Here is an 18168-nt window from a genome sequence, read left to right as displayed (position 1 = left end):
GATTGGTATACCAAAACGGTATACCATTCCACGACGACCGCCACTAGGCTGGTGCGCCGTGAGCGAGACGACCGACGAACCGCCCGTGTCGCAGACGAGCCAGCTCTACGACAACCTGCGGTCCGCGATCCTGACGCTCGAGATCGCTCCGGGGGAGCGGATCTCCGAGCGGGGACTCGAGGCGCGCTTCCATGCCTCTCGCACGCCCGTCCGTGCGGCGCTCTCGCGACTCGAGCGCGAAGGACTCATCCTGCACGAGGGTCGGTCGTGGACCGTCACCCCGATCGACCTCGACGAGATCGCCTCGCTCGCCGAACTCCGCGGCGTACTGGAACCCGCAGCCGCCCGTCTCGCCGTCGAGCGCGCGTCGGAGGACCAGCTCGCCGAGGTCCGAGCGCACCTCGACACCCTCCGCCCGACCCCGGACCAGCAGGCCGGCATCCGGATGGGCTCGACGTTCCACCTCGACCTGGCGGCGCTCGGCGGCAACCGGTTCATCACGGATGCGATCGCCGACGCGCTCACACGACTCGAGCGCACGCGGTGGATCGAGGTCCGCACGCCCGAGGCCCGCGACGCCGCGTGGCAGGAGCACAGCGCGATCATCGACGCCGTGCGCGACGGCGACGGCGACCGTGCTGCCGACCTGCTCGCAGCGCACGTCGCGGGGACGAACGACCGGTTGCTCGCGTGGATCGCGCAGGAACGCCGCCGGCTCCGAGGAGCGGGCATGGCGATCGTCGGCGCGACCGAGCGCTGACCGGATCTACGGTCTCGACGCGCCGTCCTCAGCGGCGTCGATCTGGTCGAAGATCCACGCCGTGCTGCCGTCGGAGTGGTCGAGCAGTGCGTCCTTGACCTCTTGCTCGTCGGTGTTCTGTCGCTGGGAGAGCTTGCTCCCGGAACGCGTCGACTGTGACATGGACTGTCCTTCCCTGCGTGTGTGGGCATCGTTATCGATGCGGGCATCCTGCCCGCCGATGCGCTTCCTCACGGGACGTACTGAGGTCGTGACAGTGTCCCGCCGCTCATCCGCAGAACGCAAGGGGTTTCCACCAGGTGTGGAGAAGTCGTCGCCGACGCCTGCCTAGGATGGTGCGGCCGCCGGCTCGCGGCGCGAGGGCAGCGGACGTCACGCAGGCGTCGGACGGGAGGCACGGCTTGGCCGAGCAGCGCACGGCGCCTCCCACGGTCTACGACGTCGCGTCCGCGGCGGGCGTGTCGATCGCCACGGTCTCGCGCGTGCTGCGGACGCCGGACGCGGTCCGCGAGGGCACGCGCGACCGCGTGCAGGCAGCGATCCGGACGCTCGGCTACGTCCCTTCCGGCAACGCCCGCGCCCTCGCCGGCAAGCGCACCGGCGTGGTCGGACTCCTGCTGCCCGGGTTCGACGTCGTGCCCGACGAGCGGCCCGACCTGGTCACCGACGGTGGTGTCCGGGTCGTCGACGACCGCCGGCACGTGACGCAGCCGTTCTCATCCAACCTGTACTTCGACGAGGTCCTCCGCGGCGCCGAGACCGAGGCGTGGCAGCGCGGCCTGGCGCTCATGGTCGCCGCCGGTCGTGGTTCGTCCCGCGACGTCATCGTCAACGACGTTGCCGGCCGGGTTGACGGACTCGCGGTCCTCGCGCAGACCGTGCCGGACGACCTGCTCGAGCACGTCGCCCGGCGCATCCCCGTCGTGGTGCTCGCGGACGACCGGCGCTCGCACGGCTTCGACTCCGTGAGCGTCGACAACGCGGCGGGCATGCGCACGATCGGAGCCCACGTGATCGGGCGGCTCGGCATCCGGTCCCTCGTGTACCTGGCCGGGCCGATCGACTCGCCGGACGACATGGAGCGGTCGGCGGGGTTCCGGCAGGCGCTCGACGACCACGGGGTGCCTGCGTCCTCCGTCCGGGTCGTTCACGGCGACTTCGGACGGGTCCGGGCGCGCGAGCTCGCCGCGCAGCTGCTCGACGGTGCCGAGGTGCCGCGGGCGATCATCTGCTCGAACGACCAGTCCGCGCTCGGGGTGCTCGACGCCGCCGGGGCGCGAGGGGTGCGCGTGCCGGAGGACCTCGTCGTCACCGGCTTCGACGGCATCGACGCCGGGCGGTTCTCGGCGCCGCCGCTGACCACCGTGCACCAGCCGATGGGTGCGCTCGGGCGGGCGGCGGTCCGGGCGATCGTGGACCGGCTCGAGCGGCGCGAGGGGCCGCCGCGGGCGATGCGTCTTCCAGTCGAGGTGCTCCTCCGCGAGAGCTGCCCGCCGTCCCTCTAGCCGGCGGCTCCGGCCCCCGCTCCGCATGCCCCGCCGAGCACGCCCAGCGCCGCTTCGCCGCCCCGCCGAGATCGCACAATGTGTCGCGCTCGTGGCCGGTGGGCGGCACTTCGTGCGACCTCACCCGACGTGAGCGGCGTGTTGTGCCACTTCGCGCCGCCCGCATCGCCCACCCCGCCCGCCCCCTTCGCACCGCCCGCACCGCCCGCACCGCCCTCTCCGCGTGCCACCCCGCGAAAGAACCCACTCGCCTCACACCCGCTTGCAGAACGCGATGTAAGCGCATACATTGTCCCGGTACCCACTCGACACGGAGGTCGACCGAGCAATGACGCTTCCCCCACAGCGCACGCGCGGGCAGCTTGACCCACGCACCCCGGCCACCCGCCGCGGTCGGCGCAGCCGCATCATCGCGGCGATCGCCGGCATGGCGGTCGTGGCCCTCGTGGCCACCGGCTGCAGCATCCAGGTCCGCTCCCAGCCGGACCCGAGCATCGGCAAGGACACGATGCTCATCAACGCGGACCACGGCAACCCGCTGTTCGACCGTAACTTCAACCCGTACATCGCGAACGCCCGCACGGCGTCGAAGTGGATGTACGAGCCCCTCATCGAGGTGAACCCCCTCGACGGCAAGCGCAACCCGTGGCTCGCGAGCTCGTGGTCGCAGCCCGACGCGAAGACGATCGACATGACGATCCGCAGCGGCGTCGAGTGGTCGAACGGCGACGCGTTCAGCGCGAAGGACGTCGTCTTCACCTTCGACCTGCTGAAGAAGTTCCCCGCCATGGACGTCAAGGGCGCCTGGCAGCACATCGACACGATCGACCAGCAGGGCGACCACGTCGTCTTCCACCTGAAGAGCGAGGACGTCCCGAGCCTGACGATCATCGGGCAGACGTACATCCTCGGCGAGCAGCACTGGGGCAAGGTCAAGGACCCGACGACGTGGCGTGACCCGAACCCGGTGGGCACCGGCCCGTTCGTGCTCGGCAACTACACCGACCAGCAGTACTCGATGGACAAGAACAAGCGGTACTGGCAGGCCGACAAGATCGCCATCAAGCACCTCATCCTGCCTGCGACGAACACGCAGCTCGACACCGTCACGCGCGGCTACGACTGGGCGTACTCCTTCATCTCCGACGTGCAGGGCACCTGGGGTGCGGCATCGAAGACGAACACGTACTGGTTCCCGCCGGGCGGCGTGATCGGCCTGATCCCGAACCTCACGAAGGCGCCGTACAACGACGTCAACGTCCGCCGGGGCATCTCCCTCGCGCTCGACCGTGACGACATCGCCGAGACCGCGACCGAGGGCAACCTGAAGGCCGCCGCGCAGACCGGGCTGATCCTGCCGAACCAGGAGCAGTACGTGAACCCCGACATCCCGGACAAGGGCGTCATCACGCAGGACGTCGCCGCCGCGAAGGCCGCCTTCGCGAAGTCCGGCTGGGTGGAGCAGGACGGCAAGATCGTGAAGGACGGCAAGCAGCTGTCGATCACGATCACCACGGCGAACGGCTACTCCGACTGGCTCCGCGCCGCGCAGGAGGTCCGTCGTGACCTCACCGCCATCGGCGTCAAGGTCACGATCAGTGCGCCGCAGCCCGCCGGCTACCAGCAGGCCATCAACAACGGCACGTTCGACATGGCGATGGGCGGCATGGGCAACGGCGACGTCTTCCAGGCGTTCAACTCCCTGCTGAGCTCCGACTTCTACCAGCCGGTCGGCAAGTCGACGGTGAACAACTACGAGCGGTACAAGAACGCCGACACCCAGAAGCTGCTCGACGAGTACAAGGCCACCACGGACACGGCGGAGCAGCAGGAGATCCTCGACCAGCTGCAGGAGGTCGTCTACAACGACCTGCCCGTGATCGGCATGTACTACGGCGGGCTCTGGGGCCTGTTCAACACCGGCAAGTTCGTCGGCTGGCCGAGCGCGAAGGACCCCTACATGGCGCCACAGAACTACGACTCGGCACCGCTGCTGATCTTCTCGAAGCTCCGGCTCCGTGACAGCGCAGCCGGCCGGGCGATCATCAAGGCCGAAGAGGACCAGAAGTGAAGTACATCCTCCAGAAACTCGTCCTCTTCGTCCTGACCCTCTGGGCCGCGGTCACGCTGAACTTCGTGCTGCCGCGCCTCATGCCGGGCAGCCCGACCGACGCTGCCCTGGCGAAGCTCAGCCAGAACGGCCCGGTCACCGACGCCACCAAGAAGGCCATCGAGGCGCAGCTCGGCGTGCCGAGCGGCAACCTCTGGGACCAGTACGTCAGCTACCTGCACCAGGTCATCACGCTGGACTTCGGGACGAGCTACACGTTCTACCCGCAGCCGGTCGGTGACCTCGTCGCCCGGGCGCTGCCGTACACGCTGATCCTCGTCGGCGTCGTGACGATCCTCGCGTTCGTGCTCGGCACCCTCATCGGCGTCGGGGCGGCGTGGAAGCGCGGCACCTGGCTCGACTCGCTGCCCACCCTGTCGGGCTCGTTCATGTCGACGTTCCCGTACTTCTGGACGGCGCTCCTGCTGCTGTTCTTCCTTGGCTACGTGGCGCACTGGTTCCCGACCACGGGCGCCTACTCCGCGACGACGACGCCCGGACTGAGCGGCGCGTTCATCGGCGACGCCCTGCAGCACGCGGTCCTGCCGGCGGTCACGATCCTGGTGACGAGCCTCGGCGGCTGGATCATCGGCATGCGCAACGCGATGATCAACACGCTCGGCGACGACTACGTGACCTTCGCCGAGGCGAACGGCCTCCGGGGGCGCACCGTCGCGATCCGCTACGCGGCGCGGAACGCGATCCTGCCGAACCTGACCGGCTTCGGTCTGGCACTCGGTGGCGTGGTCGGCGGTTCCGTGCTGGTCGAGCAGGTGTTCGGCTACCCGGGCATCGGCTACCTGCTGTTCAACGCCGTGATCGGGCAGGACTACCCGCTCATGCAGGCCCTCTTCCTGATGATCACCGTGTCGGTGCTCATCGCCAACTTCATCGTGGACGTCCTCTACGGCGTCCTGGACCCGAGGACGCGCCGATGACCAACAACGCAACCGTCGCCGTGCGGACCCAAGACGAGCACGACCAAGCAGCCCCCTCCAGACTCAAGTCGGCAGCCCGCCAGCTCGGCGTCGTCTGGTCGAACACCAAGGCCCGGATCGGCATCATCATCCTCGCCGTGTTCGTCCTCGTGGCGATCGCAGCCCCGCTCCTCGCACCGTACGGCGCCAGCCAGAACGGCTTCCCGAGGAGCCAGGACGCCACCGGCGCGCACTGGATGGGCACCACCGCCGCCGGCGAGGACGTGCTGTCCCAGATCATCTACGGTGCCCGCATCTCGGTCATGGTCGGCGCGGTCGCGGGCATCCTGTCCACGCTCGTCGCCGTCGCGATCGGCCTCAGCTGGGGCTACGTCCGCGGCTGGATCGCCGAGGTCATCGGGTTCATCGTGAACCTCTTCCTCGTGATCCCGGGCCTGCCGCTCATGATCGTCATCGCCGCGTACCTGCAGAACGGCGGCATCGCGGTCATCATCGCGGTCATCGTCGTGACCGGCTGGGCCTGGGGCGCTCGCGTCCTGCGCAGCCAGACGCAGTCGCTCCGTGGGCGCGACTTCGTGACCGCCGCGCAGTTCTCCGGTGAGGGCGCGACCCGCATCGTGTTCCGCGAGATCCTGCCCAACATGACGAGCCTCATCGTCGGGTCGTTCTTCGGTGCGGCGACGAGCGCGATCCTCGCGGAGGCGGGCCTGGAGTTCCTCGGACTCGGCGACTCGTCGATCGTCAGCTGGGGCACGATCCTCTACTGGGCGCAGAACTCGAACGCGCTGCTCACCGGCCAGTGGATCCTGCTGTTCGCCCCGGGTCTCTGCATCGCGCTCCTCGCGATGAGCCTCACCCTGATCAACTTCGGCGTCGACGCCGTGTCCAACCCGCGACTGCGCGAGGGCGCGCGTCGCAAGAAGGAGAAGACCGCATGAGCGGCTCGCGATCGCAGGCAGCAGACGGCCTGGAGGCGCGGGACGGCGCCGCCACGCGCCTCCAGGCTGCAGACGGTGACGTCCTGCTCGACGTCCGCGACCTGTCGGTCGTGTACGAATCGGCCGGTCAGACGGCCGTCCAGGCCGTCGACCACGTGTCCTTCCAGCTCAAGAAGGGCGAGTTCGTCGGCCTGGTCGGCGAGTCCGGTTCGGGCAAGTCGACCCTCGGGTACGCGCTGACCCGGCTGCAGAAGCCGCCGGCGCGCACCAACGGCGGCAACATCGTCTTCGCCGGGCACGACATCCGCGACCTCGACGACGAGGCGCTGCGGCAGCAGCGTCAGGGCGGCTTCGCGATGGTGCTGCAGTCCGGCATGAACGCGCTCAACCCGGTGCGGACCATCCGGAACCACTTCATCGACATCTTCAAGGCCCACGGCCACGTGCCGCGTGACCGCTGGGACGCCCGGATGCAGGAGCTCATCGGCAAGGTGAAGCTCCCCGTCTCGATGCTGGCGCGCTACCCCGGGGAGCTCTCCGGCGGCATGCGACAGCGCGTGTCGATCGCCCTGGCGCTCTCGCTCGAGCCGCGTCTCATGGTCTTCGACGAACCGACCACGGCGCTCGACGTCCTCGTGCAGCACGCGGTGATGGACACCATCATCGAGCTGCAGCGGACCGAGGGGTTCACCGCGGTCCTCATCAGCCACGACCTCGGCATCGTGCTCGAGGCGACCGAGCGCGTGCTCGTCATGCACGAGGGACGCATCGTCGAGGACAACGACTCGAAGTCGATCCTGCGCGACCCGCAGGACGAGTACACGCAGATGCTGCTGTCGCACTACGCCGACCCGCGCGCCGAGGTGGTCAGCCTGCCGGGCTTCCCGGACCGCTCGCAGCGCTCGGTCTCCCGTCAGGAGACGACGTCGTCGTTCGCCACCGTCGGGTCCCGCGAGCGCAGTGCGGCGGAGAACCCGATCGTGGTGGACGACCTGGTGAAGACCTACGCCCCGCCGCGCCGTGGCGAGGACCCGGTCCGTGCGGTGCGCGACGTGTCGTTCACCCTCGAGCCCGGGCAGTCCCTCGCACTCGTCGGGCAGTCCGGGTCGGGCAAGTCGACCATCGCGAAGATGCTCACCGGCGTCGAGAAGCCGACCTCGGGCACCGTCCGGTTCGGCGACCTCGACGTGGCGCGACTCGGCCGACGCGGTCTGCGTGACCTACGGTCCGAGGTGCAGATGGTCTTCCAGGACCCGTACGCCGCGCTCAACCCGCTGCACACGGTCGAGTACACGCTGACGCGGCCGGTCGTGAACTACACCGGCTTGACGGGGCGGGACGCTCGTCGTCGGGTCCTCGAACTCCTCGACACCGTGGGTCTCACCCCGGTGGAGCAGTTCGCGCAGAAGCTCCCGCACCAGCTGTCCGGCGGGCAGCGGCAGCGCGTCGTCATCGCCCGCGCGCTGGCGTCCGACCCGCAGGTGATCATCGCCGACGAGCCGGTCTCGATGCTCGACGTGACCCTGCGAGCCGGCGTGCTCGCGCTGCTCGAGGACCTCCGCGAGCAGTGGGGCGTCTCGCTCCTCTACATCACGCACGACCTGCTGAGTGCCCGGCTCATCACCGACGACATCATGGTGCTGCACGACGGCGCCGTGGTGGAGCGGGGCCGCACGGCCGAGGTGCTGCAGAACCCGCAGGACCCGTACACGATCGACCTGCTCGACGCGGTGCCGAACCCGCGGCGGGCACTGGCGGAAGGACGACTGTGACCACCCTGCACGAATTCCCCCTCGTTCCCGCGTTCGGGCACCTGCCGACCCCCGACGGCGTCGGCGTCGTCGGCATCGATCTGCCGGTCGGTCGGCTCACCGCCTACCGCGTCGTCCCGGCCGGGGCGTCGAAGGGCACGGTGCTCATCGTGCCCGGCTACACCGGATCGAAGGAGGACTGGCGGACCTTCCTGCCCGTCCTCCGCGACGCCGGGTGGACCGCGGTCGCGATCAGCCGCCGCGGCCAGGCCGACTCGGCGGCGCCGACGGAACCGCGTGACTACTCGCTCGACGAAGAGGCAGCGGACGTCGTCCGGGTCGCCGCACTGCTCGACGACGGCGCCCCCGTGCACCTCATCGGGCACTCGCTGGGCGGCGTGATCGTCCGCGCGGCGGCCATCGCCTCGCCGGCCTCCTTCCGCGACGTCGTGCAGTTCTGCTCCGGGCCGTACGGCTGGCCGTACCGCAAGGTCACCGAGCTCACGATCATGCGCGACACCGGCGGGAACAACCGGCAGCTGTTCGACTCGACCAACCCACTCTGGGCGTACCGGCCGGACGAGGAACTGCCCGACGACGTCCGCATGGTCCGCGATCGCTTCGACGCGACGAGCCCGCTCAGCGTCATCGCCGGAGCGCACATCCTCGAGGACCACACCGACGCGTCCGACGAGCTCCGCGCCACCGGCCTGCCGGTCCTCGTCACGCACGGGGAGTGGGACGGCGCCTGGCCGATCCCGTGGCAGCGCGAGATGGCCGAGCGCACCGGGGCCTCGTACGAGGTCATCCCGACGAGCTACCACGGCCCCCAGGTCGAGAACCCGCAGGGGACGGTCGAGGTCTTCGACACGTTCTTGTCCGCCCACTGAAAGGCACCATCATCAGCACACTGCAGTTCCCCGACGGCTTCCTCTGGGGTGCCGCCACCGCCGCCCACCAGATCGAGGGCAACAACGTCAACTCGAACTGGTGGGTGCACGAGCACGAGCCGGACACGACGATCGTCGAACCCTCGGGCGACGCCGCGGACAGCTACCACCGGTACCGCGAGGACATCCGCATCGCCGCCGAGCTCGGCCTGAACTCGTACCGCTTCAGCATCGAGTGGGCCCGCATCGAGCCGGAGCGCGGGTTCGTCAGCCGCGCCGAGGTCGACCACTACCGCCGCATGGTCGACGCCTGCCACGAGTTCGGTATCGAGCCGATCGTCACGCTCATGCACTTCACCGTGCCGCGCTGGTTCGAACACGACGGCTTCTGGCGCGCCCCCGATGCCGCCGACCTGTTCGCCCGGTACACCGAGGCCGCGCTCCCCGTGGTGCAGGACGGCGTCCGGTACGTGTGCACGATCAACGAGCCGAACATCGCGGCGATGCTCGCGGGCGGCGAGGACGCGGCGAACCTGGTGGCGTACGGGCTGCCGAACCCGGACCTCGGCGTGGCCGACGCCCTGCTGAACAGCCACAAGCGGTCGCGCGAGGTGCTGTCGCAGGTGTCGGGCCTCCAGTCAGGGTGGACCATCGCGACGCAGGCCTTCAAGTCGTCCGGCGAGCCCGGGGCCGACGCGATGCTCCGCGAGTACGGGTACCCGCGCGACGACTGGTACCTCGAGAACGCCGCCGGGGACGACTTCCTCGGCGTGCAGGCCTACACCCGGACCTTCATCGACGCTTCCGGTCCGATGCCCGTGGCGGACGACGTCGAGACGACCCTGACCGGGTGGGAGTTCTACCCCGAGGCCTCCGCCGACGGACTCCGCAGCGCGTGGGAGCTCTCCGGCGGCGTCCCGCTGATGATCACCGAGAACGGCATCGCCACGGCGGACGACTCCCGTCGGAAGGCGTACACCCAGGGTGCCCTCGAGGGCATCCACCGCTGCATCGAGGACGGCATCGAGGTCCTCGGGTACCAGCACTGGTCCCTGCTCGACAACTACGAGTGGGCCTCGGGCTTCCGTCCGACGTTCGGCCTCGTGTCGTGGGACCCGGTGACGTTCGAGCGCACCCCGAAGCCGTCCGCGCACTGGTACGGCGGCGTCGCGCGGGCGAACGCCCTCGACACCGCCGGGGCTCAGCTCCCCGCGTAGTACTGCGTCAACTGCTCCGCGACGGCTCCGTCGCGGAGCAGTTCTGCGCGGTCGGTCGCGGTCGATCGCTCGCCAGACTCGGCGCACGGGCGGGGCCTTCGGTCACGGCCTCACGGGATCGCGGAGGGCGTGCGCCGTTCGGAACCGACGCCCATCACGCGTCGACGGAGGAACCGTCCCAGCGGGGCGTCGACCCATCGGTAGACCACCCACGCGAACGCGACGGAGACTGCGACGGAGCTCGACACCACCACTCCCCAGTGGACCTCGGTGATGCCGGTCACGCCCATGATCCGCGGGAGTGCCTGCGCCACGAGTGGGTGGGTCAGGTAGAGCGCGAAGGCTGGCTTGCCTGCGAGCACCAGCCATCTCGGGATGCGTCCGCCGACCCGGCGCTCGCCTGCGATGAGCAGGCCGAAGCCGGCCGTCAGCGCGCCGAACACCGCGACTGGGACGACGGGGGACGACTCGTGTCGGACGGACTCGATGAGGCCGTACAACGCTGTCAGGAACAGCGCCGCGATGACCGCCGGCCCGGTTCGTCCGTTCCGGGCTGCACGACCGATCCACATCCCGGCTGTGATGAAGAGCACCACCGGATCCGCGTAGAACCAGAGGACACTCCCGCCTTCAGGCCGCCACATCGCCAGCGCGGCGATCATGACGAAGACCGGCGTCACGATCCGGATCGGGTCGACCCTGGTCACGATCGCCAGCGCGACCAACAGGTAGAAGGCGATCTCGAAGAAGAGCGTCCACTCCACACCCCACACCGCTCGGAAGTCACCCGAGGAGTCGCGGGAGGGGACGAAGAGGAGCGAGGCGACGACCCGCGTCGGCGTGAGGTCGCCGTCGAACATGGCGCCCGGTGCCAGGAACGCTGCGACGACCTTGACCCCCGTCATCGTCCACGCCAACGGGAGGATCCGGATCGCGCGACGGACCGCGAACGTCGACCAATCGGGCTCACGGCCGGAGTCCACCAGGTGCACGACCACGAACCCACTGACGAGGAAGGCGGTCCAGACGCCGAGTTCGCCGAAGAACTCGATGTCGGGAGCCGGTGCGCTCGAGCCGGAGTCGCGGTTGTACCAGTAACAGGCGTGGGCGGCGACGACCACCAGCGCGATGATGAAACGGAGCGACTGGACGCCCCGGTACGTGTGGATCGCCATGGTGGTTCCTCGATGCTCGTGAACGGCTACCGAGGAAAGTTCCCACACGTCACCGGCTCGTGTAAAGGATATCGTATTTCATGTGGAGAGGTCGGTACGGGAGGCTCCGGTGCTGGCCTCCAGCAATCCCGAGACGCCGAGCGCACTTCGGACGAGCGCGATCTCGTAGGCTGTGCGACCGTGCGCATCGAGCGCGTCGACGGATGCTCCCCGGTCGACGAGCATCTCGGCGGTGGAGGTCTGGTCGAACCACGCTGCGGCGTGGAGCGGTGCGAAGCCCCATCGGGGATCGAGGGCATCCGGGTCCTCCCGATCGGGGCCGAACGCCTCGAGTGCGAGCGACAGGCCCCCGATGTCGCCGAGGGCAGCCGCCCGAACCGCCGGCGTCGCCCAGTCGACCCAACCGTCGGCGAACGGGCCCCGCCAGCCGTGCTCGGGGCGTCCCTCCAGCGCCGACCACACGGTCTCGTCCACCGGGTCGACCGCGAGCGAGAGCGCACCGAACGACATCGCGAGTTCGCCAGTCGGCGAGACGAGGAGCCGGAGTTCCCATCGGGCGTCGCCGACGTGACCGATCTCGCCACGGACGACGTGGACGTCTCCGCCGAGCAGGTCCAACGCCCCGGAGGTCGACGGTTCGGCCGATGCTCCCGCCAGCCGGAGTGAGACCCGCGCGTGGTTCCAGCGTCGCCACAGTCCGTGCTCCGTGTCGAGGACTTCGTCGTTGCGGATGATCATCGCGAACGAGACCTCGTCCTCCGTCGTCGTCCACGACTCGAAGCGCGCTCCGTCCCAGGCGACGGATGCCAGCGCCGCGACGGACGGAGGCGCGTCCGAGACCAGGCGCGCGAGGTGTTCCTGGTAGCCGGGGACGTCCTCGATCGACGCGTAACCGGGGCTCGGCCAGTTCAGGTGACTCCATTGCACCCCTCGACGATACCGATGGAGTCGAGGACCTCGGCCTGCGGGACGGCGAAGGCCGTCCACGATCGTGGACGGCCTTCGCCGGTGTGGTCGCTGCGGTCAGGCCCTGGACACGGTGTTGTCGCTCCCCAGGTCCTCCACGGTGGACTCGCCACCGTGGGTGATGGTGTTCCGGCTGCCCGGGATGATGATCGACTTGGCGGACTCGACGCTCAGCGTGATGTCGCTGCCCTCGACGACCAGCTTGTCGGTGGTCCCGATCGCGAACGTCACACCCTTCTTCGGGACGTCCACGATGGCGATGGAAGCGCAGTCGGCGACCTGTACGGCCTTGCCTGTCGCCGCCTTCGATGCGAGCACCGTGAGTTGGCCGTCGATGCACTTCCCGTAGTCGACGGTCTCGGCGCTCGAGCTCGCGCTCGCCGTGGGCTTCGCGCTTGCCTTCCCACCGTCTGCCGCCGAGCAGCCGGCGAGCGTCAGCGCGGCTGCTGCGCCGACGCAGAGCGCGACGATGGTCTTCAGGTGTGCGGTGCGGGTCATGGTGTCCTCCAATGGGTTCTGTACTGTTCGATCGGTTCGTGAGCGTTGCGTGGATCTGGCGAGCCGCTCGGTCACGCTGGTTCGTCTGCGGCGCGACGGCCTCGGTCGGGTGCGTCGGTGGAGATGTGCCTCGGAGCGTCACCCGAGTAGGCGTAGTACGCGCCTGCTGCGCGGTCCTTCCGTCGCCGCATGGTGAGCACGATGCCCAGCGCGCGGCCACCGATGTTGTCGAGGGTCTCGAGGGCGCTCCGGAGTTGCGGCCGGGTCGCGCGGCCGGCCGCTGACACGACGAGCGCGCCGTTGGTGAGTCGACTCAGGATCGCTGCGTCGGTCACAGGCAGCAGCGGAGGAGCATCGATGATCACTGCGTCGTGGTCGCGGGTGAGTGACTCGACGAGCTGCAACATCGCCTCGCTTGCGAGGAGCTCGCTCGGGTTCGGTGGGATGCTGCCGGACGGGAGGACGCGGAGTCCTCCGAGCCCCCACGGGACGAGGACGTCGTCGAGCTCGGCGTGCCCGATCAGGAGGTCGGTGAGCCCGACCGATCCCTCGACCCCGAGCATGTCGGCGATGCGCGGTCGTCGCAGATCGGCGTCCACGAGGGCGACCTTCGCCCCGGTCTCGGCGAGCGCGAGCGCGAGGTTCGCCGCGGTCGTCGACTTGCCCTCGGACGGGAGCGCCGACGTGATGGTGAACGCGCGTCGTGTGCCGCCGAGGTCGACGAACTGGACGTTCGTACGGAGTGCTCGGAAGGCTTCGGCCCCGGGATTGCGTGGGTCCGTCTGCACGATGAGTGACGACGCCTTCGCTGCGGGATCGAGCGCGATGTCGCCGAGGATCGGGGTGGACGTGACCGACTCCACGTCTTCCCGTGATCGCACCCGGTTGTCGAGCAGGTGTCGGAGGAGCACGAAAGCGACTCCGAGCGCGAGCCCGCCCACCACGCCGAGAGCGAGGTTCTTGGCGAGGTTCGGTGACGCCGCGGTCTTCGGGAGCGCGGGCGGCTGGATCACCTTGATACCGACGAGCGAGGGGCCACCTTCTGACGGTCGCTCAAGTTCCGTCGTGACGACGTGCGCCAGGCTCTGGGACACCGCAGCCGCGATGCGCTCGGCCCGCCGCGGCTGCTCATCGAGGACGGAGATGTCGATCAGGACGCTGTTCGCCGGCGACGTTGCCGAGATGCGGTCCGCCAGAGACTCCACATCGGTGTCGAGGTGCAGCTCCTCGATCACGGGCTGGAGAACGCTGGCACTACGGACCACCTCGACGTACGACGTCACCTTCTGTTGCGCGGCGCTGCTCCCCTGGACGACCTGCGAGGTGTCGTCACCCCGGGCGAGCACGGAGACGAAGAGCTCGGACTGTGCTTGGTAGAGCGGAGGAACGGCGACCGTCACGGCGATCCCCGCCGTGATGCCGAGGATGACGATGACCACCAGGCTTCGCCAGGAGCGCTGGACGAGGTGCAAGAAATCGAGAAGAGTCACGGGTTTCCCTTGGTCGCGTCGGGCGTGTGTGATAAATATATCACATGCTTGCATATGCGACAAGGGCAGGGCGCCCGCACCTGGGTGGTGTGGGCGCCCTGTCCGGCGGTGTTGGTGGTGGGTGTTACTTCTTGGGGGTGAGGGTGAAGGGGGTGGAGGTGGTGGTGGTGCCGTCGGTGCGGGTCTGTTCCGCGGTCAGGGTGTAGGTGACGTCGGGTCCGAAGCCGCGGTAGAACTCCCACTTGCCGTTGGCGTTGGCCGTGACCGTTGCCGCGGTGCCCCACTGGTGCTTGATCACGACGGTTGCGTTGGAGCTGGCGGTGCCGGTGACGTGGGTGGCGCCGGTGGGCTGGTAGCCCTCGGTCGGTCCGGTGATCACGACGGGCGAGATCTGGGACGCGGCAGGGGAGAGGGTGAACACGGCGGAGGTGCTGCTCGTGCCGTCGACGCGGGTCTGCTTCGCGGTGAGCTTGTAGACAGCGTCCGGGCCGAAGCCGCGGTAGAACTCCCACTTGCCCATGGCGTCGGCCTTCACGGTCTTGATCGCGCCCCACTGGGAGCTGATCTCGACGGTGGCGTTGGACGCCGCGGTGCCGGTGACCCGGTTGCCGCCGCTGGACGGGTTGTAGAGCCCGTCAGACGGTCCGGTGATGGCGACCGGTGCGTTGAAGTTGCTGCCCTCGGGGCTGAGGGTGACCGCGGGGGAGGTGGAGGTCTGCCCGTCGGTCAGCGTCTGCTTGGCGGTGAGGGTGTAGAGCACGTCGGGACCGAAGCCGCGCCAGAAGGACCAGTTGCCGTCCTTGTCGGCGGTGACGGTCTTGATGGTGTTCCACTGGGTCGAGATGTCGACGGTGGCGTAGGGGGACGCGGTGCCGGTGACCTCGATGGCCTTGCCGTTGACGTAGGTGCTCGGGCTGGTGATCGTGACCGGAACGAGCTGCTGGGCACCTTCACCGGTGACCTGGACGGTCGTGGTGGTGCGCAGGTTGCCCTTGGAGTGCTGCTCGACGGTGATCGTAGCGGGGTCGGTGGAGCCCGGGATCTCGATCTGCGCGGAGAACGTGCCGTTCTGGACGGTGGTGTTCACCGTCTTGCCGCCGGCCTTCACCGCGATCGCGGCGCCGTCCTGGCCGTTGCCGGAGACGGTGACCATGCCCGGGGTGACCTTCCCCGGAGCCGGGGAGGTGATCGTCGCGGCCTGGCCGAAGTCGGCCGTGGTCATCGCGGTCTGGGTGCCGTCGATACCGGTCTGCTCGATGCGGATGGTGTGCGAGCCCACGCCGATCGCGTCGATCGTGGTCCGCCACGTCCCACCGGCGACCTGCGCGGTGCCGATCTGCTTGTCGGTGGCGTCGTCGAACAGCTTGATCGTCGCGCCGTCAGCGCCCGTACCCGAGACCGTGGCCCTCTTCGAAACGTCCTCGTCGAACGACACCGAACCCGCCGGATCCACGACCGGCGCGCTGAGATCGACCGTGAGGTTCACGGACTTCCGCTCGATGTCGTTGATGACCATCGTGAAGGTGAGGTCGTTGGAGCCGGCGGCGAGGTTCTTCACCGTGCCGGTCCACTTTCCCTTGGCGTTCGTGGTGAACTGCTGCTGGCCGACGTGGACCGTGGACTTCGGCACGGCGGTGCCCTCGACCTCGACGGTGCGGGCGTCCTCGTCGGCGGGGCCGGTCGCTGCGACGGTGAGTTCGTGCTGCTCGACAACGTCGGACATGTTGACAGTGGTGGGATCGGACGCGGCGTCGTGCAGGGTCTGGCGGAAGTTGTAGGTGCCCGACGTGGCGCCGCGGTCGGTGTCGATGACGGCGGTGCCGTCGGTACCGATCATGCCGATCGATTCGAACATCATCCCGATCGGGGTGGTGTTCTCAACCGTTGCACCGGGAATGCCGGTGACCTCGTACACGTAGCGGGTGCTGCCGTCCGCTGCGGTGTAGCTCGAGGCGCTGGTGATGGCGACCTTGCTGAGCTCGACGGTGGCGGTGCTCATGTCGACGACCGTCTTGGCCGAGACCGCGGAGCCGGACACCTGTCGGAAGTCGTAGTTGCCCGACGTGGCGCCGCGGGTGGTGGTGAACGTGCCCCGGCCGTTGCCGTCCAGCTTGCCGATGCCGCTCCACCCGCCGTTGGGTGCACCGTTTTGCACCTCAGCGTCGGCGACACCCTGGATGGTGTAGACGTACTTCGTGCCCGACTCGTCGACCTGCCGCACGATGCGGGTGACCTTCGGTGCCTCGACGGTGACGACGGCGTCGCCCATGTCGACGGTCGTCTTCGCGGACGTGGCCGTGCCGAGGACCTGCCGGAACTCGTACTTGCCCGAGACCGCACCACGGGTGGTGGTGAAGGTCGTTGTGCCGCTGGTGCCGATCTCACCGACATCGCCCCAGGCGCCGGAGGGGGAACCGTTCTGCACGGTGGCGCCTGCGGCGCCGGTGACGGTGTACTTGTAGGAGTTCCCGGACGCGGTCTCGATGCGTTCGATCTTCGTCACCGAGACCGGGCCGAGCGCCTCGGTCGCGGTGCTCATGTCGACGATCGTCTTGCCCGAGGACTGGTTGTTGAGGACCTGACGGAACTCGTAGTTACCCGACAGCGCACCGCTGGTGGTCTCCAGCGTGCTGGTCCCGGTCGACCCGATCGTCCCGATCGAGCCCCACGGCTGGCTCGGCGCGCCGTTCTCCACGGTCGCTCCGGCAAGGCCCTTGACGGTGTACTTGTAGACCCACGTGCCGGCGGAGTTCTTCTGCCGGACGACCTTGGTCACCTCGATCTTCGGTAGCGCGACGGTCGCGGAACTCATGTTGTAGGACGTCTTCGCCGACGCGTTCCCGTCAACGAGCTGACGGAACTCGAACGTGCCCGAGTTCACGCCCCGATCCGAGGTGAACGTCGTCGTGCCCGACGCGCCGATCGTGCCGAGCTCGTACCACGTGCCGCCCGGCGTACCGTGCTGCACCGTCGCTTTCGGGACACCCGTGATGGTGTACGTGTAGTGGTTCTTGCCGTCCGCGTCCGCGTACCGGGAAGCACCCGACACCGCAACCAGCGGGATGGCGTCTGCAGTGAGCGGAACGTTCAGCTTGACCGTGGAGGTCTTCGCGCCGTCGCGGTACTCATCGAACGTGAACGCGTTGTCACCAAACTTCAGGCCCGTGACCGTGGTGGACCACTTCCCGTCCGCGCCCACGGCGACATCGAGCGTGTTGTTCACCTTCACGACACTGTTCGCTGCCGCGGTACCGACCACCTTCGCAGACCGGCTCGCGAAATCAACCGACCCATCCACCTTCGCAGTGAGCGTGCGGATCTGGTCCTCGAACGCCGGATCACCGGTCGCCGGGGTTCCGGAGCCGGCAGCGGAGAAGGCGTACGGCGTTGCCCTGTTCAGCCCCGTCCCCGTCCCGACGTTCTTGATGATGCCGTCGCTCGTGACCGTCCACAAGAAGAAGTCGTCCCCCGGCCCCTCCGGAGTGCGGCACTCATCGCCCTGGTACCAGTTCGGGGTGTTGATGGTCACGCCGTTCGGGACCGTCACGGTTGCCGGAAGGAGGCAGACCGCGCCATTGTCCGCCGAGATGACGCCTCGTGTGCCGGGCTTCGGGAGCGTCACGAGCGATGCAGCCGCTACCGAGGCGTTGAGGTTGGTGGAGGCTGGGGTGCCCATCGCTGCTCTGAGGCTGCCGATTCCCGACCCGAGGTTCAGCCGTTCGTTGGTGCTGAGGAGGCCGGACCAGGTCGAGCCGTCCGAGATGACGACCTTTGCTTGGAAGGTGTCGCTCGTGGATGCCTTGGGAGCGGGGGCGGCGATGGCTGCGGGACCGAAGGACAGGCCGGAGACGATCGTTGCCGCGGCCAGTGCCGTGGCCCCGATCGCCTTCGGGATGCGTGTACGTGACATGTGAGGTCTCTCTGTGAAGC

The 18168-nt window shown here is 68.8% G+C and carries 14 protein-coding genes; 8 read left to right on the top strand and 6 right to left on the bottom strand.

The genetic code is table 11. The features are described from left to right. The first annotated feature begins 58 nt into the window (after window positions 1-58). On the top strand, window positions 59-760 hold the full coding sequence (locus tag BIU96_RS13550) for a GntR family transcriptional regulator (protein WP_083402912.1): 702 nt from the start codon (window positions 59-61) through the stop codon (window positions 758-760). 6 nt (window positions 761-766) lie between these two features. On the opposite strand, the gene BIU96_RS19910 is transcribed toward BIU96_RS13550, so the two are convergent. Then, window positions 767-922, bottom strand: a complete 156-nt coding sequence (locus BIU96_RS19910) for a hypothetical protein (protein WP_175477557.1) — start codon at window positions 920-922, stop codon at window positions 767-769. Window positions 923-1161: 239 nt separating this feature from the next. Here BIU96_RS19910 and BIU96_RS13545 point away from each other — a divergent pair, with 239 nt between their 5' ends. The 7 genes from BIU96_RS13545 (at window position 1162) to BIU96_RS13515 (ending at window position 10109) form a co-directional block, all read left to right on the top strand. Further along, on the top strand, window positions 1162-2265 hold the full coding sequence (locus BIU96_RS13545) for a LacI family DNA-binding transcriptional regulator (protein WP_071293130.1): 1104 nt from the start codon (window positions 1162-1164) through the stop codon (window positions 2263-2265). A gap of 328 nt (window positions 2266-2593) precedes the next feature. After that, window positions 2594-4336, top strand: a complete 1743-nt coding sequence (locus BIU96_RS13540) for an ABC transporter substrate-binding protein (protein ID WP_254786152.1) — start codon at window positions 2594-2596, stop codon at window positions 4334-4336. After that, window positions 4333-5313 (top strand): ABC transporter permease, encoded by a 981-nt coding sequence (locus tag BIU96_RS13535; RefSeq protein WP_071293129.1) that lies wholly within the window; start codon window positions 4333-4335, stop codon window positions 5311-5313. Before BIU96_RS13540 ends, BIU96_RS13535 begins: the two co-directional genes overlap by 4 nt. Next, on the top strand, window positions 5310-6251 hold the full coding sequence (locus BIU96_RS13530; RefSeq protein WP_071293128.1) for an ABC transporter permease: 942 nt from the start codon (window positions 5310-5312) through the stop codon (window positions 6249-6251). The genes BIU96_RS13535 and BIU96_RS13530 overlap by 4 nt, the downstream gene beginning before the upstream one ends. Beyond that, a complete protein-coding gene (locus BIU96_RS13525) occupies window positions 6248-8023 on the top strand; it encodes an ABC transporter ATP-binding protein (RefSeq protein WP_254786150.1) in 1776 nt (591 codons plus the stop codon). Before BIU96_RS13530 ends, BIU96_RS13525 begins: the two co-directional genes overlap by 4 nt. Then, window positions 8020-8892 (top strand): alpha/beta fold hydrolase, encoded by an 873-nt coding sequence (locus BIU96_RS13520; protein ID WP_071293127.1) that lies wholly within the window; start codon window positions 8020-8022, stop codon window positions 8890-8892. Before BIU96_RS13525 ends, BIU96_RS13520 begins: the two co-directional genes overlap by 4 nt. 20 nt (window positions 8893-8912) lie before the next feature. Beyond that, the gene (locus BIU96_RS13515) at window positions 8913-10109 is read left to right on the top strand and encodes a glycoside hydrolase family 1 protein (protein ID WP_217642272.1); all 1197 of its coding nucleotides are present in this window, start codon (window positions 8913-8915) and stop codon (window positions 10107-10109) included. A 110-nt stretch (window positions 10110-10219) separates the two neighbouring features. Here the strand turns inward: BIU96_RS13515 and BIU96_RS13510 are convergent, their stop codons facing one another. From BIU96_RS13510 to BIU96_RS13490, 5 genes are all read right to left on the bottom strand, one after another. Then, entirely contained in the window at window positions 10220-11284 is a 1065-nt protein-coding gene (locus tag BIU96_RS13510; RefSeq protein WP_071293126.1) for an acyltransferase, read from the bottom strand. A 78-nt stretch (window positions 11285-11362) separates the two neighbouring features. After that, on the bottom strand, window positions 11363-12211 hold the full coding sequence (locus BIU96_RS13505) for an ankyrin repeat domain-containing protein (protein WP_071293125.1): 849 nt from the start codon (window positions 12209-12211) through the stop codon (window positions 11363-11365). A gap of 96 nt (window positions 12212-12307) precedes the next feature. Beyond that, a complete protein-coding gene (locus tag BIU96_RS13500; protein WP_139200039.1) occupies window positions 12308-12748 on the bottom strand; it encodes a DUF3060 domain-containing protein in 441 nt (146 codons plus the stop codon). A 71-nt stretch (window positions 12749-12819) separates the two neighbouring features. Continuing rightward, window positions 12820-14238 (bottom strand): polysaccharide biosynthesis tyrosine autokinase, encoded by a 1419-nt coding sequence (locus BIU96_RS13495; RefSeq protein WP_175477556.1) that lies wholly within the window; start codon window positions 14236-14238, stop codon window positions 12820-12822. Between the two features lie 124 nt (window positions 14239-14362). Further along, window positions 14363-18148 (bottom strand): hypothetical protein, encoded by a 3786-nt coding sequence (locus tag BIU96_RS13490; protein ID WP_139200038.1) that lies wholly within the window; start codon window positions 18146-18148, stop codon window positions 14363-14365. Window positions 18149-18168 lie beyond the last annotated feature (20 nt).

The sequence above is a fragment of the Curtobacterium sp. MCBA15_008 genome (assembly GCF_001865065.1).
GTDB lineage: Bacteria > Actinomycetota > Actinomycetes > Actinomycetales > Microbacteriaceae > Curtobacterium.
The sequence above is the reverse complement of the archived record's forward strand: the minus strand, read 5'-3'. Positions and strand labels throughout refer to the sequence as shown.